At 53.8% G+C, this 16,075-nt stretch carries 10 protein-coding genes; 7 read left to right on the forward strand and 3 right to left on the reverse strand.

What is annotated here, in order from left to right; all coding sequences use genetic code 11:
* Window positions 1-53: 53 nt before the first annotated feature.
* Window positions 54-2,660: a xyloglucanase gene (locus ABIE48_RS29980; protein WP_192716091.1), complete on the reverse strand. Its 2,607-nt coding sequence runs from the start codon at window positions 2,658-2,660 to the stop codon at window positions 54-56.
* 287 nt (window positions 2,661-2,947) lie between these two features.
* Entirely contained in the window at window positions 2,948-6,553 is a 3,606-nt protein-coding gene (locus ABIE48_RS29985; RefSeq protein WP_192716092.1) for a copper amine oxidase N-terminal domain-containing protein, read from the reverse strand.
* 251 nt (window positions 6,554-6,804) lie between these two features.
* On the opposite strand from ABIE48_RS29985, the gene ABIE48_RS29990 reads away from it, so the two are divergent.
* From ABIE48_RS29990 to ABIE48_RS30005, 4 genes are all read left to right on the forward strand, one after another.
* A complete protein-coding gene (locus tag ABIE48_RS29990; RefSeq protein ID WP_192716093.1) occupies window positions 6,805-7,500 on the forward strand; it encodes a response regulator transcription factor in 696 nt (231 codons plus the stop codon).
* Window positions 7,501-7,502: 2 nt separating this feature from the next.
* On the forward strand, window positions 7,503-8,507 hold the full coding sequence (locus ABIE48_RS29995) for a sensor histidine kinase (RefSeq protein ID WP_192716202.1): 1,005 nt from the start codon (window positions 7,503-7,505) through the stop codon (window positions 8,505-8,507).
* A gap of 267 nt (window positions 8,508-8,774) precedes the next feature.
* Window positions 8,775-9,548, forward strand: coding sequence for an ABC transporter ATP-binding protein (locus ABIE48_RS30000; RefSeq protein WP_076173030.1), 774 nt, complete (start codon window positions 8,775-8,777; stop codon window positions 9,546-9,548).
* Window positions 9,523-11,457 (forward strand): ABC transporter permease, encoded by a 1,935-nt coding sequence (locus ABIE48_RS30005; RefSeq protein ID WP_192716094.1) that lies wholly within the window; start codon window positions 9,523-9,525, stop codon window positions 11,455-11,457. The genes ABIE48_RS30000 and ABIE48_RS30005 overlap by 26 nt, the downstream gene beginning before the upstream one ends.
* A gap of 86 nt (window positions 11,458-11,543) precedes the next feature.
* Here the strand turns inward: ABIE48_RS30005 and ABIE48_RS30010 are convergent, their stop codons facing one another.
* Window positions 11,544-12,593 (reverse strand): CotH kinase family protein, encoded by a 1,050-nt coding sequence (locus tag ABIE48_RS30010; protein WP_192716095.1) that lies wholly within the window; start codon window positions 12,591-12,593, stop codon window positions 11,544-11,546.
* Between the two features lie 324 nt (window positions 12,594-12,917).
* Here ABIE48_RS30010 and ABIE48_RS30015 point away from each other — a divergent pair, with 324 nt between their 5' ends.
* The 3 genes from ABIE48_RS30015 to ABIE48_RS30025 all read left to right on the forward strand — a co-directional run bounded on the left by ABIE48_RS30015 (window position 12,918) and on the right by ABIE48_RS30025 (window position 15,949).
* Entirely contained in the window at window positions 12,918-13,724 is an 807-nt protein-coding gene (locus ABIE48_RS30015; protein ID WP_192716096.1) for a hypothetical protein, read from the forward strand.
* 205 nt (window positions 13,725-13,929) lie between these two features.
* Window positions 13,930-15,273, forward strand: coding sequence for an arsenic transporter (locus tag ABIE48_RS30020; protein ID WP_145027179.1), 1,344 nt, complete (start codon window positions 13,930-13,932; stop codon window positions 15,271-15,273).
* A gap of 13 nt (window positions 15,274-15,286) precedes the next feature.
* A complete protein-coding gene (locus ABIE48_RS30025) occupies window positions 15,287-15,949 on the forward strand; it encodes a DUF2642 domain-containing protein (protein WP_145027181.1) in 663 nt (220 codons plus the stop codon).
* Window positions 15,950-16,075 lie beyond the last annotated feature (126 nt).

Genomic DNA, 16,075 nt, shown 5'->3' on the forward strand with positions numbered 1-16,075 from the left:
GGACGGCAGCAGGTCCCTCTTTTGAGATGGATCCCTGCGCGCCCTTTTTCAAATTACTTCTTGGCGTTGTACTCGACCGTAACCTCAAGACTTGCCTTGTTCCCTGCCAGGTCGGCTGCTTCTAGCACAATCCGGTTTTTCCCGCTGGCCAAGGTCAGCTTATGATTGAACTTGCCGTTCACGACTTTTATGGTAAATGGCTTTCCGCCATTTAAGGAAACGCTGATCGTGGAATCCAGTAGAGCCTCGTTAACGCGGCCGGAGAGCACGTAGTTCCGGTTGTTTTGCGGTTTGCCTTTGTCGTCAACCGTGATGACCGGGGCTGCCGTATCCGGGCTGCCGTCGATATCGCCAAGAACAATGCCGAGGCCGTTGGTCGCCAAGTATACGCGGCCGTAAACCCTCGGATCCCCAGTGATCGCCGCGTTGGCCGAACCGAACTGGTGCTGGTCGTCATTGATGCGTGTCCACGTCTTGCCTGCGTCATCGGAGCGGTAAATGCCGTCCACATTGTTGATGGTGGCATGGGCATACAGCGCCATGTATTTCTGGCCGGGAGCGGCTTTGCCAAAACCGATGGCCGCCGCTTCCTGAATCTGTCCCAGCTTCGTAAACGTACGTCCCGAATCCGTGGAATGCCATAATCCAAAAAGGCTGTCCTGGTTCTTGTTATCCGCGGCAGCGGCCACCCAGATGTCTCCTTCCACGCCAGGTACAGCTTTGAAGTTACTTGTCAGGTTGGTCGGCAGGCCCGAGGCTGCCTTGGCGAAGGTGGCACCTCCGTCCTGGCTGACATAGAACGTACCGTCCGCAATCGCGTAAAACTTATTCGGATTCACCCGGTCCGAGGCTACTCTCGCGCCGCTCGGAACCCCGGACGAGGCCGTCCACGTGGCGCCCAGGTCGCGCGAATAGCTCACCGGCTTCGGAGCGTCCGAGTTGGACGGGCTCCAGACGATGGAAGAGCCGTCTGCACCGACCGCGACATAGCCGCCCTGCGTGGCATCGTCGGATGCCGACGCCCAGGCGTTGGCCGCCGGCTTCCATGTCTTGCCGTTATCCGTGGACACGCCCATCCTCGGGTTCGCCCCGTCACTGTTGCCGACGCGGACGACGATGTCCGGGTTCAGTTCGGCATAGTCGATATCCGTGCTTGTCCCGATATACGGATTCGTAATCATGGACGGTGCCTTGGTCAAATCGTCGTGGCGGAAGCCGCCGATATCCCCCATGGCGCTCAGCAGATGGGCCCCGCTCGGCGGGCTGATCAAGCCGAGAACCGCCGTCTCTTCGATCCCGTCAGCCATGACGGAAATATTGACGTTTTCTCCTTTGTCCAAGGCAGTCACGTTCTCCGACCCGTACAGCGTCGCGCCCGTACCGTACATGATCCGATCCGGATTAAACGGATCGATCTCCAGGTCGCCGATCATCCAGCCGAGCTTCGGATTCTGTTCAGGCAGATTCTTTTTTTCGCCCCAATCCAGCCACGGAGACAGGGAGTAGTCAATGGTATAATTGTTCGTCCTTACCGGGTCTTTGGCGTAATCCAGCGTCCAGAACGGCTTCCACGTCTTGCCGCCGTCCGTACTCCGGTAGATGAATTCATCCGGCCACCATTTGTTCATCGTGGCGACCATGATCGTATCCGGGTGCTGCGCATCGACGGCAAGGCCGCCGTACGGACTGTCCGTCGAACCTGCACCGGTCGGGCTAATATCGGTCCACTGTCCGGTTAACGTATCGTATTTCCACACCGAGCCTTCACCGCCGTTATACGGACCCACTTCCTTGGTGTAGGTCACGTAGAGGCTGCCGTTCTTCGAAAGCACGCCATGGTGCGGGAGGAATCCTTGATTAGGCTGCCCCGGTACGGGTTCCCAGGTTTGACCGCCGTCGGTGCTTCGATAGATGCTGTGCTCGGTATCGGCGACTCCGACGTAAATCGTTTGGGTTGTTTTCCCTTTGCTTCCCGTTGACGGGTCAAACGTCACCCACACGACGCCGACCAGATCGTTGGTTGAGTCCTTCACGTTGCCGGCGGCGTTGAAGCTGTCGACTTTGCTCCAGGTGACTCCATAATCGGTGCTGCGCCACAGCCCGTTACCGCTGCGGGTACCCATGTAGAGGATACGGTTATTATTCGGATCGATCGCCAACCGCTCGCCCATCGACCTTCCCGGCATATTGCCCCCGAGTTTAAAAGGAAGCTCCGTGCGCTGCCACGTCTCCCCTTTATCCGTAGAGCGCAGCAGCACGCCGTTCATGTCGGTCCAGTCGTTAGTGTAGGTTCCGGCCGCTACGTACAAACGGTTCGTTTCCACCGGATCCGTCGCAAGGGTATCCACGCCAAGCATGTTCCATTCTTTTGCACTGACAAAATCCAGCAGCTGCTTCCAGGTCTTCGTGGCCGGGTCCCAGCGGTAGGCCCCTCCGATATCCGTCCGTGCGTAGATCAGATCCTTTTCGCTCGGGTTGTAGACAATCCCCGGAACAAAACCTCCGCCGACAACCTTGACCCGGTCCCAGCTGTACGTTTGGTCAGGTGCCTTGGGTCCTTTACCATAGTTCGCCTTGTCAGCGGATACCAGGCCCCCCGCACCGGCCAGCGGCAGCGCGATGGAAGCGGCGAGAACCAAGCTTAACGTCTTCTTGAACATCATTGCCCTCCTCAATCATAAATGGTCTGGTCTTTCGAAAGCGTTTTCGAGAAAATCGATGGTGACTGACATGAGGATTTGCTACAAGACATAGCACTTTATGTAAGCGGTTACCAATGATGAGTAAATTTATTGTACGGGCAAAGAATCCCGTAAGAATACCCTAATAATTGGATGATTTTTCATGTGGAAATTAGACATAAGCAATAAAAACAGCCCCTGGAATCAATGATCCAGAAGCTGCGATTTGCGGGCCGATGATCGCCAAGTTAATGCCAATCCCAGTATCAGCCCTTCGTTTTGCTGGAGACGGCTGCCTTGGTTTCCGCCTTCTTCAGCAGTTTATAGTCACCGGAGTTGCCCGGCGTTCCTTGCGGTGAGTCCTTTAACACTTGATAAATGCTGCCTTGATCGCTCACCAGCTGATTTTTGGCGTAACCCTTCGTCTCCTTCTCATCAAAAGTTGATACGAACATAAAACCTGTTTCGGAAGAAAGCACGCTTTTGGAAGCCTGGTCCCCTTTCAACACGGACAGGACGTATACCAGGTAGCTAGCATTCTTATCCAGCTCCTGACCGTAGATATCTTTGTCGCCCGCCTGGAAAGCCGTCTCGTAAGAACCTTTATTGGCCTTATCAACTTTCTTGAAGCTGTCCGGTACCTCCTTGACGGATTTCGCCGTCATGAACGTGGTCGATCCAACCGGCACGGCGAACACCTTGTAATAATCGATGGTGCTTTCATCCGCCGCTTTCGCAAAGGTAACTTTGACCTCTTCATCCTTTAGATCCGAGGCTGTGACGCGGGTCACCAGCGTCGGGTTGGACTGCAGTTTGATTTCATCGGATGGGGTCGACAGAACATTGCCCTTGCCGTCCGGACTCATCACCGACAGGACGAAAACTCTATAGGAGACCCCATTCGCAATAAATTCGCCATTAATATCCTTGGCATCGGAGCTTAGGGCATGCTTATAATTGCTTCCCTTCGATGCTTTCGTGAAATAGTTAATATCTGATGCCTCCGACACTTTCAGTACTTTGGCCATATCGGCAGGCACGACTAAAATGCGGTATTCGTACAAATTGCGCTCATCCGCCGCTTTGGTAAAGGAAACCTCCAGGTCGCTGCCGTTGTTGCTGTCCCCTACATCCGCTGCGCTAACATCCGTTGCCGGGCTTGCAGCTTTTGTGGTTAGCGTGATCGGCGCGGACGGTTCAGACAGCGCATTGGTACCGTTCGCCCCTACGGACAAAACGAACACTTTATAGCTGAGATCATTTTTGATGGCATTATTATCGACGGACCGGTCTCCAGTGTTCAGCACAACACTCAAATTAGAGCCAGTCGTGCTAACGGACGTGTAGAGCGAACTTGGCACTTTTTCAGCATCGGATAGATCAAAAAATTGCGCCTGAGATTCCTGTACAACGAGAATCCGGTAGCCTTTAATGTTGCTTTCGTCCTTGGCACGATTGAAAGTCACTTGCAGATCGCGTCCATCGCCGTTATCGCCGATATCCGCCGCCTTCACATTCGTTGCCGGGTCGACCTTCACATTGCCCGATAGCGTGATGGATGGCGAATACGAGGAGAGCGCGTTCGTTCCGGAGTAGCTACCCGTTCCTACCGATAGAATAAATACCCGATAGGAGATACCGTTCCGGATGGCGTCCCCATCCACATCCCGCGCTCCCGAAGCGAGGGCCTTGCTAATGTTGGCACCATTCGGCGTGACTGCCGTGTAGTTCGAGCTGCGCACCGCACTGGCATCATTCAGGTCAAAACGTGCGGCATCCCCGTTTTTCACGACGAGAATCCGGTATTGGCCGATATATCTTTCGTCGTCGGCACGTTTAAAGTTCACAAGCAGATCCCGGCCGTCGCCGTAGTCTGAAACGTCAGATACGCTCACGTTGCTTGCCGGTCCTACGTAGCCGTTGGTGCCCAGCGTAATCGCCGGGGAATAGGAAGACAGCGCGTTGCTGCCGTAGTAGCCACCGGAACCGATCGACAGAACGAACACCCGGTAGCTGGTGCCATTGCGGATATAGTCGCCGTCCACGTCCCTTGCTCCGGAAGACAGCACCTTCGTAATGTTATATCCGGTTTTGTCTACCGTCGTGTAATTCGAGCTGGACACAGAGTTCGCCCAGGACAGATTGAAGTTTCCTGCCTGGTTCGACTTCACGACCATGATCCGGTAGCTGGAAATGCGGCTCTCGTCGGATGCCCGGTTAAAGGTAACCCGCAGATCGCGTCCATCGCCGTAATCGCTAATGTCGCTGACATTCACATTGCTTGCCGCATCGACATTACCGTTGCCGTAGAGCACGATGGAAGAAGACGCCGAGGACAGCGCATTGCTGCCGGAATAGCTTCCCGTTCCCACGGCCATGACGAACACGCGGTATACAACGCCGTTCGCGATCAACGATCCGTCGACGTCACGCGCTCCGGAAGACAGCGCCTGGCTGATGTTATAACCGGTTTTGCCCACCTGCGTGTAATAAGCACTCGGAACATTGTTCGCTGCCGAGAGGCTAAAGCTGCCTGCCTTGCTGTCCTTCACGACGAAAATCCGGTAAGAACCGATGCGGGACTCGTCGGACACCTTATTGAAGTTCACGCGCAAATCCCGGCCGTCGCCATAATTGCTGATGTCATCTACTCGGGTAATAACCGGTGCAGATACTGCATTGGCCGCCAGTGTAATGGACGATGAAGCGGCGGACAGCTGCGACGCGTAGCTGCCGGTATTGCTGACGGACATCACAAACACCGTGTAAGGTACCCCATTCCGGATCAGCTCGCCGGAGGTATCCCTTGCCGAAGAAGAAAGATTGCCGGACAAGGTCGTTCCAGCCTTGTTCACCACCGTGAAGTTTGAGGACGACACCTTGTTCGCAGCCGCCAAGTCAAAGCTGTTCTTATCCTTGGTTTTGACCACATAGATGCGGTAATTCGTAATATTGTTCTCGGTTTGGGCCTTGGTAAAGCTGACGGACAGGTCCCGGCCGTCCCCGTAGTCACTCGCATCGGATACTTTGAGGTTCGAAACCGCTCCAACGGATGGAAGGGTCGGAGCCTGAGACAGCGTGATTGTCTGGGATACACCGGACAGGGCGCTGTTTCCGCGTTTGCCCACGGTCAGAACAAACGCCGCGTAGGACTGCCCCGACCGGAGCAAATCGCCGTTCACGTCGCGGGTCTGGGACGACAAGGTAATCGACACGTCATCCCCGTCCGGGCGGATCGAGGTGTAGCTGCTGGTCGAAAGCGCCTGAGCAAGATTGAAATTGTAAGCATTGCCCGATTTGACCATCAGCACCCGGTATTCGCTTACGCCGGACTCCGGCGAAACTTTCGGGAAGCTGACCTCCACGTCGCGTCCGTCGCCGTTTTTGGAAATGACCCGGGCCGAAACATAGGCCACGGCATTAACCGGTCCGCCGGATGTCGTGATCGTTACCGTCTTGTTAGAAGCATTCCAGTCTACCTTTTCACCCAGCGCCTCGCTGACGAACCGGACAGGCACCATTGTGCTGCCCTTGTAGATCTGGCCGGGTACATCTAGGGACAATGTCCGGTTGTTGACGATCGCGGACGTGGAGCCGATCTTCAGCACGATCGTCGTTTGATCCCGTTTCGCGGTGACAGTTTTCGTCTTCGCGTTCCAGTCGATCGTGGCGTCGAGCGCCTCAAAAATGGCTCGCATCGGGAGCATGGCCCTGCCTTTCACCATAATGGGAGCCTGAGGGGAGTACAGCTTCTGGCCGTCAATATAAATCGAGATTTGACTGGCTGCGGCTGCTGCCTGCCCCTGATTGGCGCCGAGTGCGACCGAGAAGATCATCACGGCGGCCAATAGCGTTAACCAAATTTTTTTCACAAACGCGCCTCCTTTTGCTTTTCCTGATATAGAAAATATTGACTGTGTATTATCTGACGGAGGAAGCCGGCAAAAAGTTATCTGCTCCGAAAAAATATTTTTTCAACGGGACCTCCGGACCCTTATTTTTTGTCCCCCGTTTCCCGTCCAGAACCCTGGCCGCCTGAATCCCGCAGCGGTTTACGTGTATAATGATACTGAGTTAACGATTATAGGAACACGAGTACTGCTTTCATAAGGAGAATTCGGATATGTATAAAATATTGATCGTCGAGGACGATCCGAAGATCGCCGGTCTGCTTCAGTCCCATATCCAAAAATATGGAGACGAGGCCATCGTGATTCACGATTTCGACCGTGTGCTGGATGAGTTTACGGCGGCCTCCCCCCATATCGTGCTGCTGGATGTCAACCTGCCGAGCTTCGACGGCTACTACTGGTGCAGGCAGATCCGTCAGGTGTCGACCTGCCCGATCGTTTTTATTTCAGCCCGCAACGAAAAGATGGACCAGGTCATGGCCCTGGAGAACGGCGGCGACGACTATATCACCAAGCCGTTTCACTACGAAATCGTGATGGCCAAAATCCGCAGCCAGCTCCGGCGGGTCTACGGGGATTACGCTGCCGGCGGCGAGCGGACGGTCGAACAAGCCGGGCTTGTCCTGTATCCCGAACGGATGGAGCTGAAGCTGGGGGACAAGCGAATCTCCCTGACCCGGAAGGAAACGATTCTGATCGAAACCCTGCTGGAACGCAGTCCGCGGCTGGTCTCCCGGGAAACGATCCTCGAGAAGCTGTGGGACGACACGTTCGTGGACGACAACACCTTGAGCGTGAATATTACCCGTGTCCGCAAAAGGCTGGCGGAGCTGGGCATCGGAGAGGCGCTGGAAACGGTGCGCGGCTCGGGCTACCGTCTCAATATGGCATGGGAGGATGAGGCATGACGTTGAAGCTCTTCATTCGCGATCATATTCCGCTGCTGATCTTCACGATGCTGGAAATGCTGGCCGTTGTAGCTGTGTTCTGGTTTGACGGATACGACCATCCGCTCACGGCGCTCTATGGCATTTTTCTCGGCCTGTTTATTTTCGCTGGATATCTCATCTTTCGTTTCTTCAGCCAGCGGCTGCTGTACATGCGCTTATCCCGTCCATTTGAGGCCTTGAACGAGTCGATCGCCGCAGGCGGTACCGCACCGGTGTCCCAAGCCTTCAACCACCTGCTGGAGACGCAGTACCGGCATTACCAGAACCTGCTTCAGACCTGGGAACGCAAGCAGCAGGAGCACGTGACCTTCATGAACCAGTGGGTGCATCAGATGAAGACGCCGGTATCCGTCATCGAAATGATTACGCAGGGTGAAGACGATGAGCGTCTGCTCAGCATATCGGAGGAAACCGACCGCATCCGGCGCGGCCTGGAGATGGTGCTGTACGTGTCCCGTCTCGAAACCTTCGAGCAGGACTTCAGCGTGGAGCCCGTCGGGCTCCGGCAGGCCGTAAACGAAACGGTGCATGAGCTCAAGCGGTATTTTATCCGCAGTCATGTGTATCCGGAAGTTCAGGTGGACGACGGGGTTATGGTGCAATCCGATGCCAAATGGATGCGGTTCATGCTCGAGCAGCTGCTGTCCAACGCCATCAAATATGCCGCCGGCACCGGCAGCAAAATTACGGTTTCCGCCAGGACTGAAGACGACCATTCCTTGACACTGGAAATCCGGGACCGGGGCGTCGGCATTCCGAAGGCGGACCTCGGGCGGGTCTTCCGTCCCTTCTACACGGGCGAGAACGGCCGCAGGTTCAAGGAATCGACGGGTATGGGGCTGTATCTCGTAAAAGAGGTCGCGGACAAGCTGGGCCACGGCATTCGCATCGAATCGGCGCCCGGGGAAGGGACGGCGGTCTGTCTCCATTTTGAGCGCTCACAGGTACAGGTGCGGAATCGCTGATTCCGGCGCCTTTTTGCCGCGCGTCCGGACAAGACAAGCCTGCAGGTGGTGACGCAAGCTTACATCCGTGTAAGATTGCTGAAAGGTCCATCCATAGGAGATTTGGACTCCATCGCTTACACTGGACCTAGATGAACCCCGCAAAGCATCCCTTTACATCGATGCGCCATCACTGATCTTGTGGGGTCTGAAATTGAACGGACCGCCGGTTCCGCCGCTCTCCCGCGCGCGGGCAGGTGTCCGGGTTGAAGAGAAGGAGTGCTTCGGATGACGGACATTTTATCCGCCAAAAATATAGGCAAAATTTATAAAGGCATGGTTTCCTACGAGGCTCTGTCCAATATCGATTTAACGATTCAGGAAGGCGAGTTTGTCGGCATCATGGGACCGTCCGGCAGCGGAAAAACGACCCTGCTGAACATCGTGTCGACCATCGACCGCCCGACCTCGGGCGAAATCCGCATCGGCGGAGAGGATCCGTACCGCCTGTCCCAGGATCAGCTGGCACTGTTCCGCCGCCGGGAGCTGGGCTTCGTCTTTCAGTCGTTCAATCTGCTTCATACGCTGACGGTGAAGGAGAACATTATACTGCCGTTAACGCTGGATGGTGTCGGCGTGCAGGAAATGAACGAGCGGGTCGCCGCTCTGGCTGAGAAACTTGGCATTACCCCGATCCTGGATAAGCGGACCTACGAGATATCCGGGGGGCAGGCCCAGCGAACCGCGATCGCGCGGGCGCTGATCCACCGGCCCAAGCTGCTGCTGGCCGACGAGCCGACAGGCAACCTGGACTCCAAGGCGGCGCGCGACGTGATGGAAATTCTGGAGAAGCGCAATCAGGAGGACGGGGCCACGATGCTGCTCGTCACCCACGATCCGGTGGCGGCGAGCTACTGTCACCGCGTCATTTTTATCAAAGACGGCCAGCTGTACAACGAAATCCATGACGGGGATAACCGCGCGGCGTTCTACCAAAAGATCATCAACGTGCTGTCGCTGCTGGGAGGGAACGGACATGAATTTTCGCCAGTTCGCCTTTAATAACGTCTTCCGGAACAAGCGGGCGTACGTCGCCCATTTTCTGAGCAGCGCCTTTTCGGTCATGATTTTCTTCATTTATGCCCTGTTGCTCTTTCATCCCGACCTGAAGGGAAACATCGTGTCTTCCAGCGGAACGCTGAGCATGCTCGGCACGATGGGGCTGCGGGTGTCCCAATGTATCGTGTTCATTTTCTCGTTCTTTTTCCTGCTGTACTCGGCGTCTTCGTTTATCAAGCTGCGCAAAAAGGAATTCGGCATTCTACTCCTGCTCGGCATGTCCCGCAAACAGCTGAACCGGATGCTTTTTATTGAAAATATCGCAATCGGTGTTGCAGCTATTATCGCCGGGATCATCGTCGGGGCCGTGTTCTCGAAGCTGATCCTGCTCATCTCCGCCTCGATGCTGGCGATCGTCGACGGGCTGCCCTTTTACCTGCCGGGAAAAGCCATACTGCTGACGGCCGGGGCGTACCTGCTTCTGTTCCTGCTGGTCGCTTCCTTTACCTCGGTGATGACCCGGAAGGGCACGCTTATCGAGCTGATCAAAGCGGAGGATAAACCCAAGCCCGAACCGAAGGCATCGGTCCTGCTGTCCGTCCTATCCGCCCTGCTCATTCTGCTCGGCTACGCCTGCGTGTTTCTGTTCGCGCTGCGCCGGATGTTCTCATTCCCTCTGCTGCTTGGCGGCGTGGCCCTGGTCATCGTCGGCACGTACTTTCTGTTCACCCAGCTCAGCGTGTACGTCATGAGAGCGATGAAGAAGCGGCCTCGTATCTTCCTCAAGCGGACGAACCTGCTGACGATTTCCGAGCTGATCTACCGGTTGCGGGACAATGCCGTGATGTTCTTCATGGTTGCGGTCATTTCCGCTACCGCTTTTACCGGGATCGGAACCGCGCTGGCCATTGGCGACCCCGGGCTCGCCTCGATGAAGAATCCGTATGCGTTCACGTACGATTCATACAATGAGTCGGACCATAAAAATTCGTTGGAGCAGAAGCATGTCCGCCTCATTGAAGACACGTTGCGGAGAGAGGGTTTTGACTACCGCAAAGTATCTTATATCCCGACTTATTCGGATAACGGGTTCATGCTGATCAAGCTGGACGATTACAACCGTCTGGCGCAGGCCCTGGGTTACGAGCAGGAGACGCTTCGTGAAGGGGAAGCACTCGCAACGCCCTCGACGGTCACGCAAACCGGCGAGTTCAAGCTGGATGGATTAACCCAGGACAGCCTGACCCTGACGAAGGAAGGCTCGGAAATGACCCTGCATCTGCTCAAAGCGCTGCCGCATATCGTCGTACCCAATACCACCAACGTGTATGTCGTGTCCGACGCAGACTATGCGAAGGTGAACGCCGGCAATCTGCTCAAGATCGTCTCTGTGCAGTTTGTCGTTCCGGACTGGCACCACACGCTGCGTATCGCGCAGGAGCTCCGCGACACCATTAATAATGACGTCGATGAGTCGGGAAATATGAATTACAACTTCCAGGCGCTCGTCATCGACTGGGTCGAGTCCCGGCAGTTAAACGGCCTGCTGCTGATCGTCAGCGGGCTCGTCGGGATCGTGTTCTTCACCTTTGCTGCGAGCTTCATCTACTTCCGGCTCTATGCCGACCTGGCCCGGGACGAAGAGCAGTACCGGATGATCTCCAAGGTGGGCCTAAGCCGGAGGGAATTGGGGCGAACCGTCTCCAGACAGCTGCTGCTGATGTTCTTCCTGCCGATGCTGGTGGCGGTCATCCACAGCAGCGTCGCCTTTCTGGCCCTGCAGCAGCTGGTCGACTTCTCCGTCGCTTCGCATACGCTGGCCATCTTCGCCACGTTCCTGGCGATCCAGGTCGTCTATTATTGGATCACGCGCTGGCGCTATTTAAATCATTTACATCAGAAAATGATCTGATGCGGGGGCATTCCCTAGGAAGCAAGCCCTGGTACGTGTAAGCGTGCCAGGGCTTGTGTTATGTAGCCGGGGGAGCCACGGCTCGCTCAAAGCTGCTCCATTTCATTCTTGATATCCCGGCGCCGGTCTTCAATATATTCCCTGATGACATCCGGTTCCGTATCAAATATACCGACATCCCACTTATATTTAGGGTCATCATAGATATCCTGAGCAATAGCGCTGTGCATTTTCCTGACCACAGGCATCAGGCGGGACACGGTAAAGGTAGATTCCAGCGCCCGCTCAAGGATTCGCTTATACTTCTGTCTGTTCGCCTTGTAAGCCAGCACTTTTCCAGTCAGCACGTTGTATCCCTTAATTCTGACCAGGTCGGATTTCACAGCTTTACCATAGCAGTTTCTCCCCCATGTTCCCTCATAATCCCAAGGGATCATTCCATACTTACTGCGTTTGCCGGATTCGAATATCGTATAGTTCTGGAGGAACCCGTCGTAATTTCCCGTCAGCACAGCCCCGCATAACCAGCGCAAGTAATTGTCCATATCCAGTCGCTGCCGAAGATAATCGCTTAGCTCGGTCCCTTTTTTCCGGTTAATGCTGCGGATGAAGTCGCTGAGGCGGTTCCTGTCCGTTTCGCCGCCTTTAATGAAAGCGTATCCTGACAGCAACCTGCTCGACTTCGCATTTTTCTCCTGCATTGCAAAGTCAGCATTATCATTGACCGCATAGATGATGCTTCGTGCATGGAGCCCCCTTTTGTGGAAAAAAGCGGACTTCACCGCCTCGATTCTTAAATACACCCCTTCCTTCTTTCCATTCATATAAAGCACGCAGTGTTTCGTCGAGGGGCTGGGGACGCCAAGCACATTAAAATAATGAAATGAAAGGGCGTTTCTCATCAGGGACGGATCATCGTGTTCCGCGTTAAAGTGGTACGTCGCCTTGGCCGTCCGAATCTCATAGGATTTTTTCGGATATTCACGGGTATGGCCCCCGCGGTAACGAATGCGAACCGGCGTCCTCCGGCCATCCATACTCATCGTTCCACTGACAAAAGAATCGGACCATATGTTGCTCTCCAGCTTTTTCATCGCCGAATCCTTTAACTCGATCCGGTATACAGGCAGACCCATGCCGTAACCGCCCTTCTAGATTGAATCGCCTGATCTACCGCCTGCCCGGCCCACTGGGGCTGAACACGGCGTGATCATTTGCCCTATTTAGGCTTTGTTCAACCTATGCGGCGACGGCAGTTCACGTAAGGGCTGACGCCTTTCTAGTGTAAAAACTATTCGGCAGACATAGAAAGATAGACTCCGGTCTGATTTTGGATAATCTAGTATTTTCGGCTAGTCCCCTTTTTTCCAAGACACATATAAATAGATTACAGATAGACTCGAAGGACAAATAAAGCCCTTCATGAGACTATCCAAACTATCTTGGAAGGGGTAATTGGTATGTCGTTAGCAGGTCTTAACACAATGAACTCCATTGGGAGCGAGGTGAAAATCAATCGCGGCGGGCCGGACTCGATCGTAGGTGTTCTGGTGGGGATACAAAACGGTTACCTGGCCGTTGCGACAAAAGAAGGCATCGTCTATGTCAACAGCACCCATATCAAAAGCATCAGCAGCACAGGCAAATCCGGAGGGGCAAAAGCCATGACGGTGGACCCGATTATGGCAGGAAACTTCGCTGGATTGCTGCACGCGCTCCGCTACCAACGCGTACAGATTAATCGCGGCGGACCCGAAAAAGTCGAAGGTGTGGTTGCGGATGTGAACCAATCCACATTGACGGTGGTAGCCAAAAAAGATGAAGTCATCAGTATTCCGATATTCCATGTAAAATCCGTTATGGTAATCGGCTCGAACACCAGTGGAGGAAACAAGAACAAGAGCGGCGGTAATAAAAACCAATCTAAAGGCAATCAGTCTGGAGGCAATCAAAGCAAAGGCAACCAAAGTAAAGGTAACCAAACCAAAGGCAACCAAACCAAAGGCAACCAAACCAAAGGCAACCAAACCCGGGGCAATCAAACCAGAGGCAACCAAACTCGCGGCAACCAAACTCGTGGTAATCAAACCCGCGGCAACCAAACTCGTGGCAACAAAACTCGTGGCAATCAAACTCGTGGCAACAAAACCCGCGGTAACCATACCAAAGGTAATCTGACAAGAGGAGCCATGGAATGGGCTAACAGATCCTGGAGAAAGACCAAAACGATTAAACGTACGGTACGCAAGCGCAAAATCGGCAAATAAGCCATGACTGCATTCAACCAAATAGACCCTTCGCGTTGAATCCAATCCACAAAGGGGGGAATAAACCATGTATGTATTTATTGCAGTTTTACTTGCCGGAATCCCGTTGTACTGGATGATTCGTCCAGGAAAAGCTACACGGACCGCAGATCCAGTCATTCAGCCAGTATCCAGTGTTCTCCCCCTGGGAGGTGAGTCAAAGTAAATGTCTGACTACCAAATGTGGTTAACAGTCGGCGTATTTGCCATCACCGTCATTTTCTTAATGTGGCGTCCCCGCGGAATCAACGAATCCATTTCAACCACCGCCGGAGCATTTATTCTGCTCGCCGCCGGGGTCGTCCCTTTAACGGACCTGATCACCATTTTCAACATCGTTTCCGGAGCCGCTGTGACGATTCTGTCTACGATCGTGATGTCCTTGGTGCTGGACAGCGTCGGTGTTTTTCGCTGGGTTGCTCTCAACCTGATTGAACGAGTAAACGGTTCCGGCCGAAAACTGTTCTGGTACGTGATCCTGCTCTGCTTCCTAATGACGATTTTCTTTAATAACGATGGCAGCATCCTGATCACAACGCCCATCATTATTCAAATCTGCTCGATGCTGAAATTAAAGCCGCATCAAAAAATACCGTATCTCCTTTCCGGCGCACTCATCGCAACGGCATCCAGCGCACCGATCGGCGTGAGCAACCTCGCGAATCTCATTGCGCTTAATATCGTAGGCCTGGACCTGAACAGCTATACCCTAATTATGTTCGTCCCCTCCATGATCGGGATCGCAACGATCGCCATGCTGCTCTACCTTTATTTCCGCAAACAGATACCCGTTACCATCTCCCGTTACCCCGCCCGTGATTATTCATTGGTTAACATACACCCGCTTCAACAGCCAACCGAATCCCGAACCCAAATCGACTGGTGGCTGTTTCGTGTCAGCATCTGCATCGTAGTCCTCTTCCGGGCAGGTTTTTTTCTAGCAGCAAGCTTGGGTATACCGCTCGAGTATGTCGCAATCACCGGGGCTGCCCTCATCGTTTTCGTCCGCTGGTTTCGGACCAAAACAGGGATCAAGGACATCGTCACGAAGACACCCTGGCATATCCTGCTGTTCGCCTTCAGCATCTATATTATCGTCAAAAGCCTGGATAACGCCGGGTTAACTGCCGCTTTAATCAACGGATTACAACCTTTTGCCGGCATGGGTGAAGCCAGTCTGATCGCCGCATTCGGACTTTTGCTGACCCTGTTGTCCAATATCGTGAATAACCTGCCGTCCGTCATGATCGGAACCTTAGCGGTGCTCGGCATGGGACTTGATCCGCAGCATGTCCATCTCGCTTATATGGCAACGATTATCGGAAGCGACATCGGTTCGCTGTTGACGCCCGTCGGAACCCTCGCTACCTTGATATGGATGTTCATGTTAAGAAGCAGCAAAATTCATATCACATGGAAGCAGTATATGCGCGTTACGTTCATTGTGATACCTGTCGGTCTAATCGTCAGCCTCGCCAGCCTTTATCTCTGGACCCAATATGTCATATGAAAGGAGGCAAGCTATGGAGTCCATCCGTTCTCTACTTGGAAAAACAATAGAATTAAAGATCTCGGGCTATAAAATCCCGATCATCGGTGAACTCATTGATGTCGGCAGTGATATTTTGGTCCTCTACTCGGAAAACAAATATATTTACACTCCGGTGCACCATCTTCAGCACATGAAGGTCATTGAGGAGGCCGAGGATTCGTCTCAAGCCAACAAAGAGCCCGTTCTTGACCATGCCCATATTTCTTTTCGCAAGATGCTGATGAATGCAAGAGGCATATTTACGGAAATCCATCTTGGCGGTGCCAGCTCGATTCATGGGTATGTAACCAGCATTATGAATGATTATTTCCTTTTCTACTCCCCTGTTCACCATACCGTCTATATCCCGCTGCACCATGTAAAATATTTGTCTCCGTACCCTCCGAATATGACCCCCTATGATTTGAGCGATTCGCATTTTCCCGTGCAGCCGGGAACACCGGCCCTATCGCGGAACTTGGAACAGCAGCTTGAAAAATTCCAGAATGGTCTGGTCGTGTTCGATTTGGGTGAATCTCCCCTTAAAGCCGGGCTCCTCAAAAAAGTAGACAGTCATATTATAGAGCTGATCGAGGCGGGAGGCCGAACCATCCTTCTTCACACGGATCATATCAAATCCATTCATCTTCCCTAACCAAAAACAGCCAATGCAGAGCATGCTCTGCATTGGCTGTTTTTGCATAACGCCGGAATCCGGCAGGGGGACCGTTCCCGGTTTGTAGGGGGAGCTTCGCGGCAGAGTTGCGGGGAAGGGGGATCT

The organism is Paenibacillus sp. OAE614 (assembly GCF_040546645.1).
GTDB lineage: Bacteria > Bacillota > Bacilli > Paenibacillales > Paenibacillaceae > Paenibacillus_AQ > Paenibacillus_AQ favisporus.

Coding starts and splice junctions, on each gene's coding strand:
- ABIE48_RS29980 (WP_192716091.1), bottom strand. CDS start 2,660: ATGTTCAAGAAGACGTTAAGCTTGGTTCTCGCCGCTTCCATCGCGCTG.
- ABIE48_RS29990 (WP_192716093.1), top strand. CDS start 6,805: ATGTATAAAATATTGATCGTCGAGGACGATCCGAAGATCGCCGGTCTG.
- ABIE48_RS30000 (WP_076173030.1), top strand. CDS start 8,775: ATGACGGACATTTTATCCGCCAAAAATATAGGCAAAATTTATAAAGGC.
- ABIE48_RS30005 (WP_192716094.1), top strand. CDS start 9,523: ATGAATTTTCGCCAGTTCGCCTTTAATAACGTCTTCCGGAACAAGCGG.
- ABIE48_RS30010 (WP_192716095.1), bottom strand. CDS start 12,593: ATGGGTCTGCCTGTATACCGGATCGAGTTAAAGGATTCGGCGATGAAA.
- ABIE48_RS30015 (WP_192716096.1), top strand. CDS start 12,918: ATGTCGTTAGCAGGTCTTAACACAATGAACTCCATTGGGAGCGAGGTG.
- ABIE48_RS30020 (WP_145027179.1), top strand. CDS start 13,930: ATGTCTGACTACCAAATGTGGTTAACAGTCGGCGTATTTGCCATCACC.
- ABIE48_RS30025 (WP_145027181.1), top strand. CDS start 15,287: ATGGAGTCCATCCGTTCTCTACTTGGAAAAACAATAGAATTAAAGATC.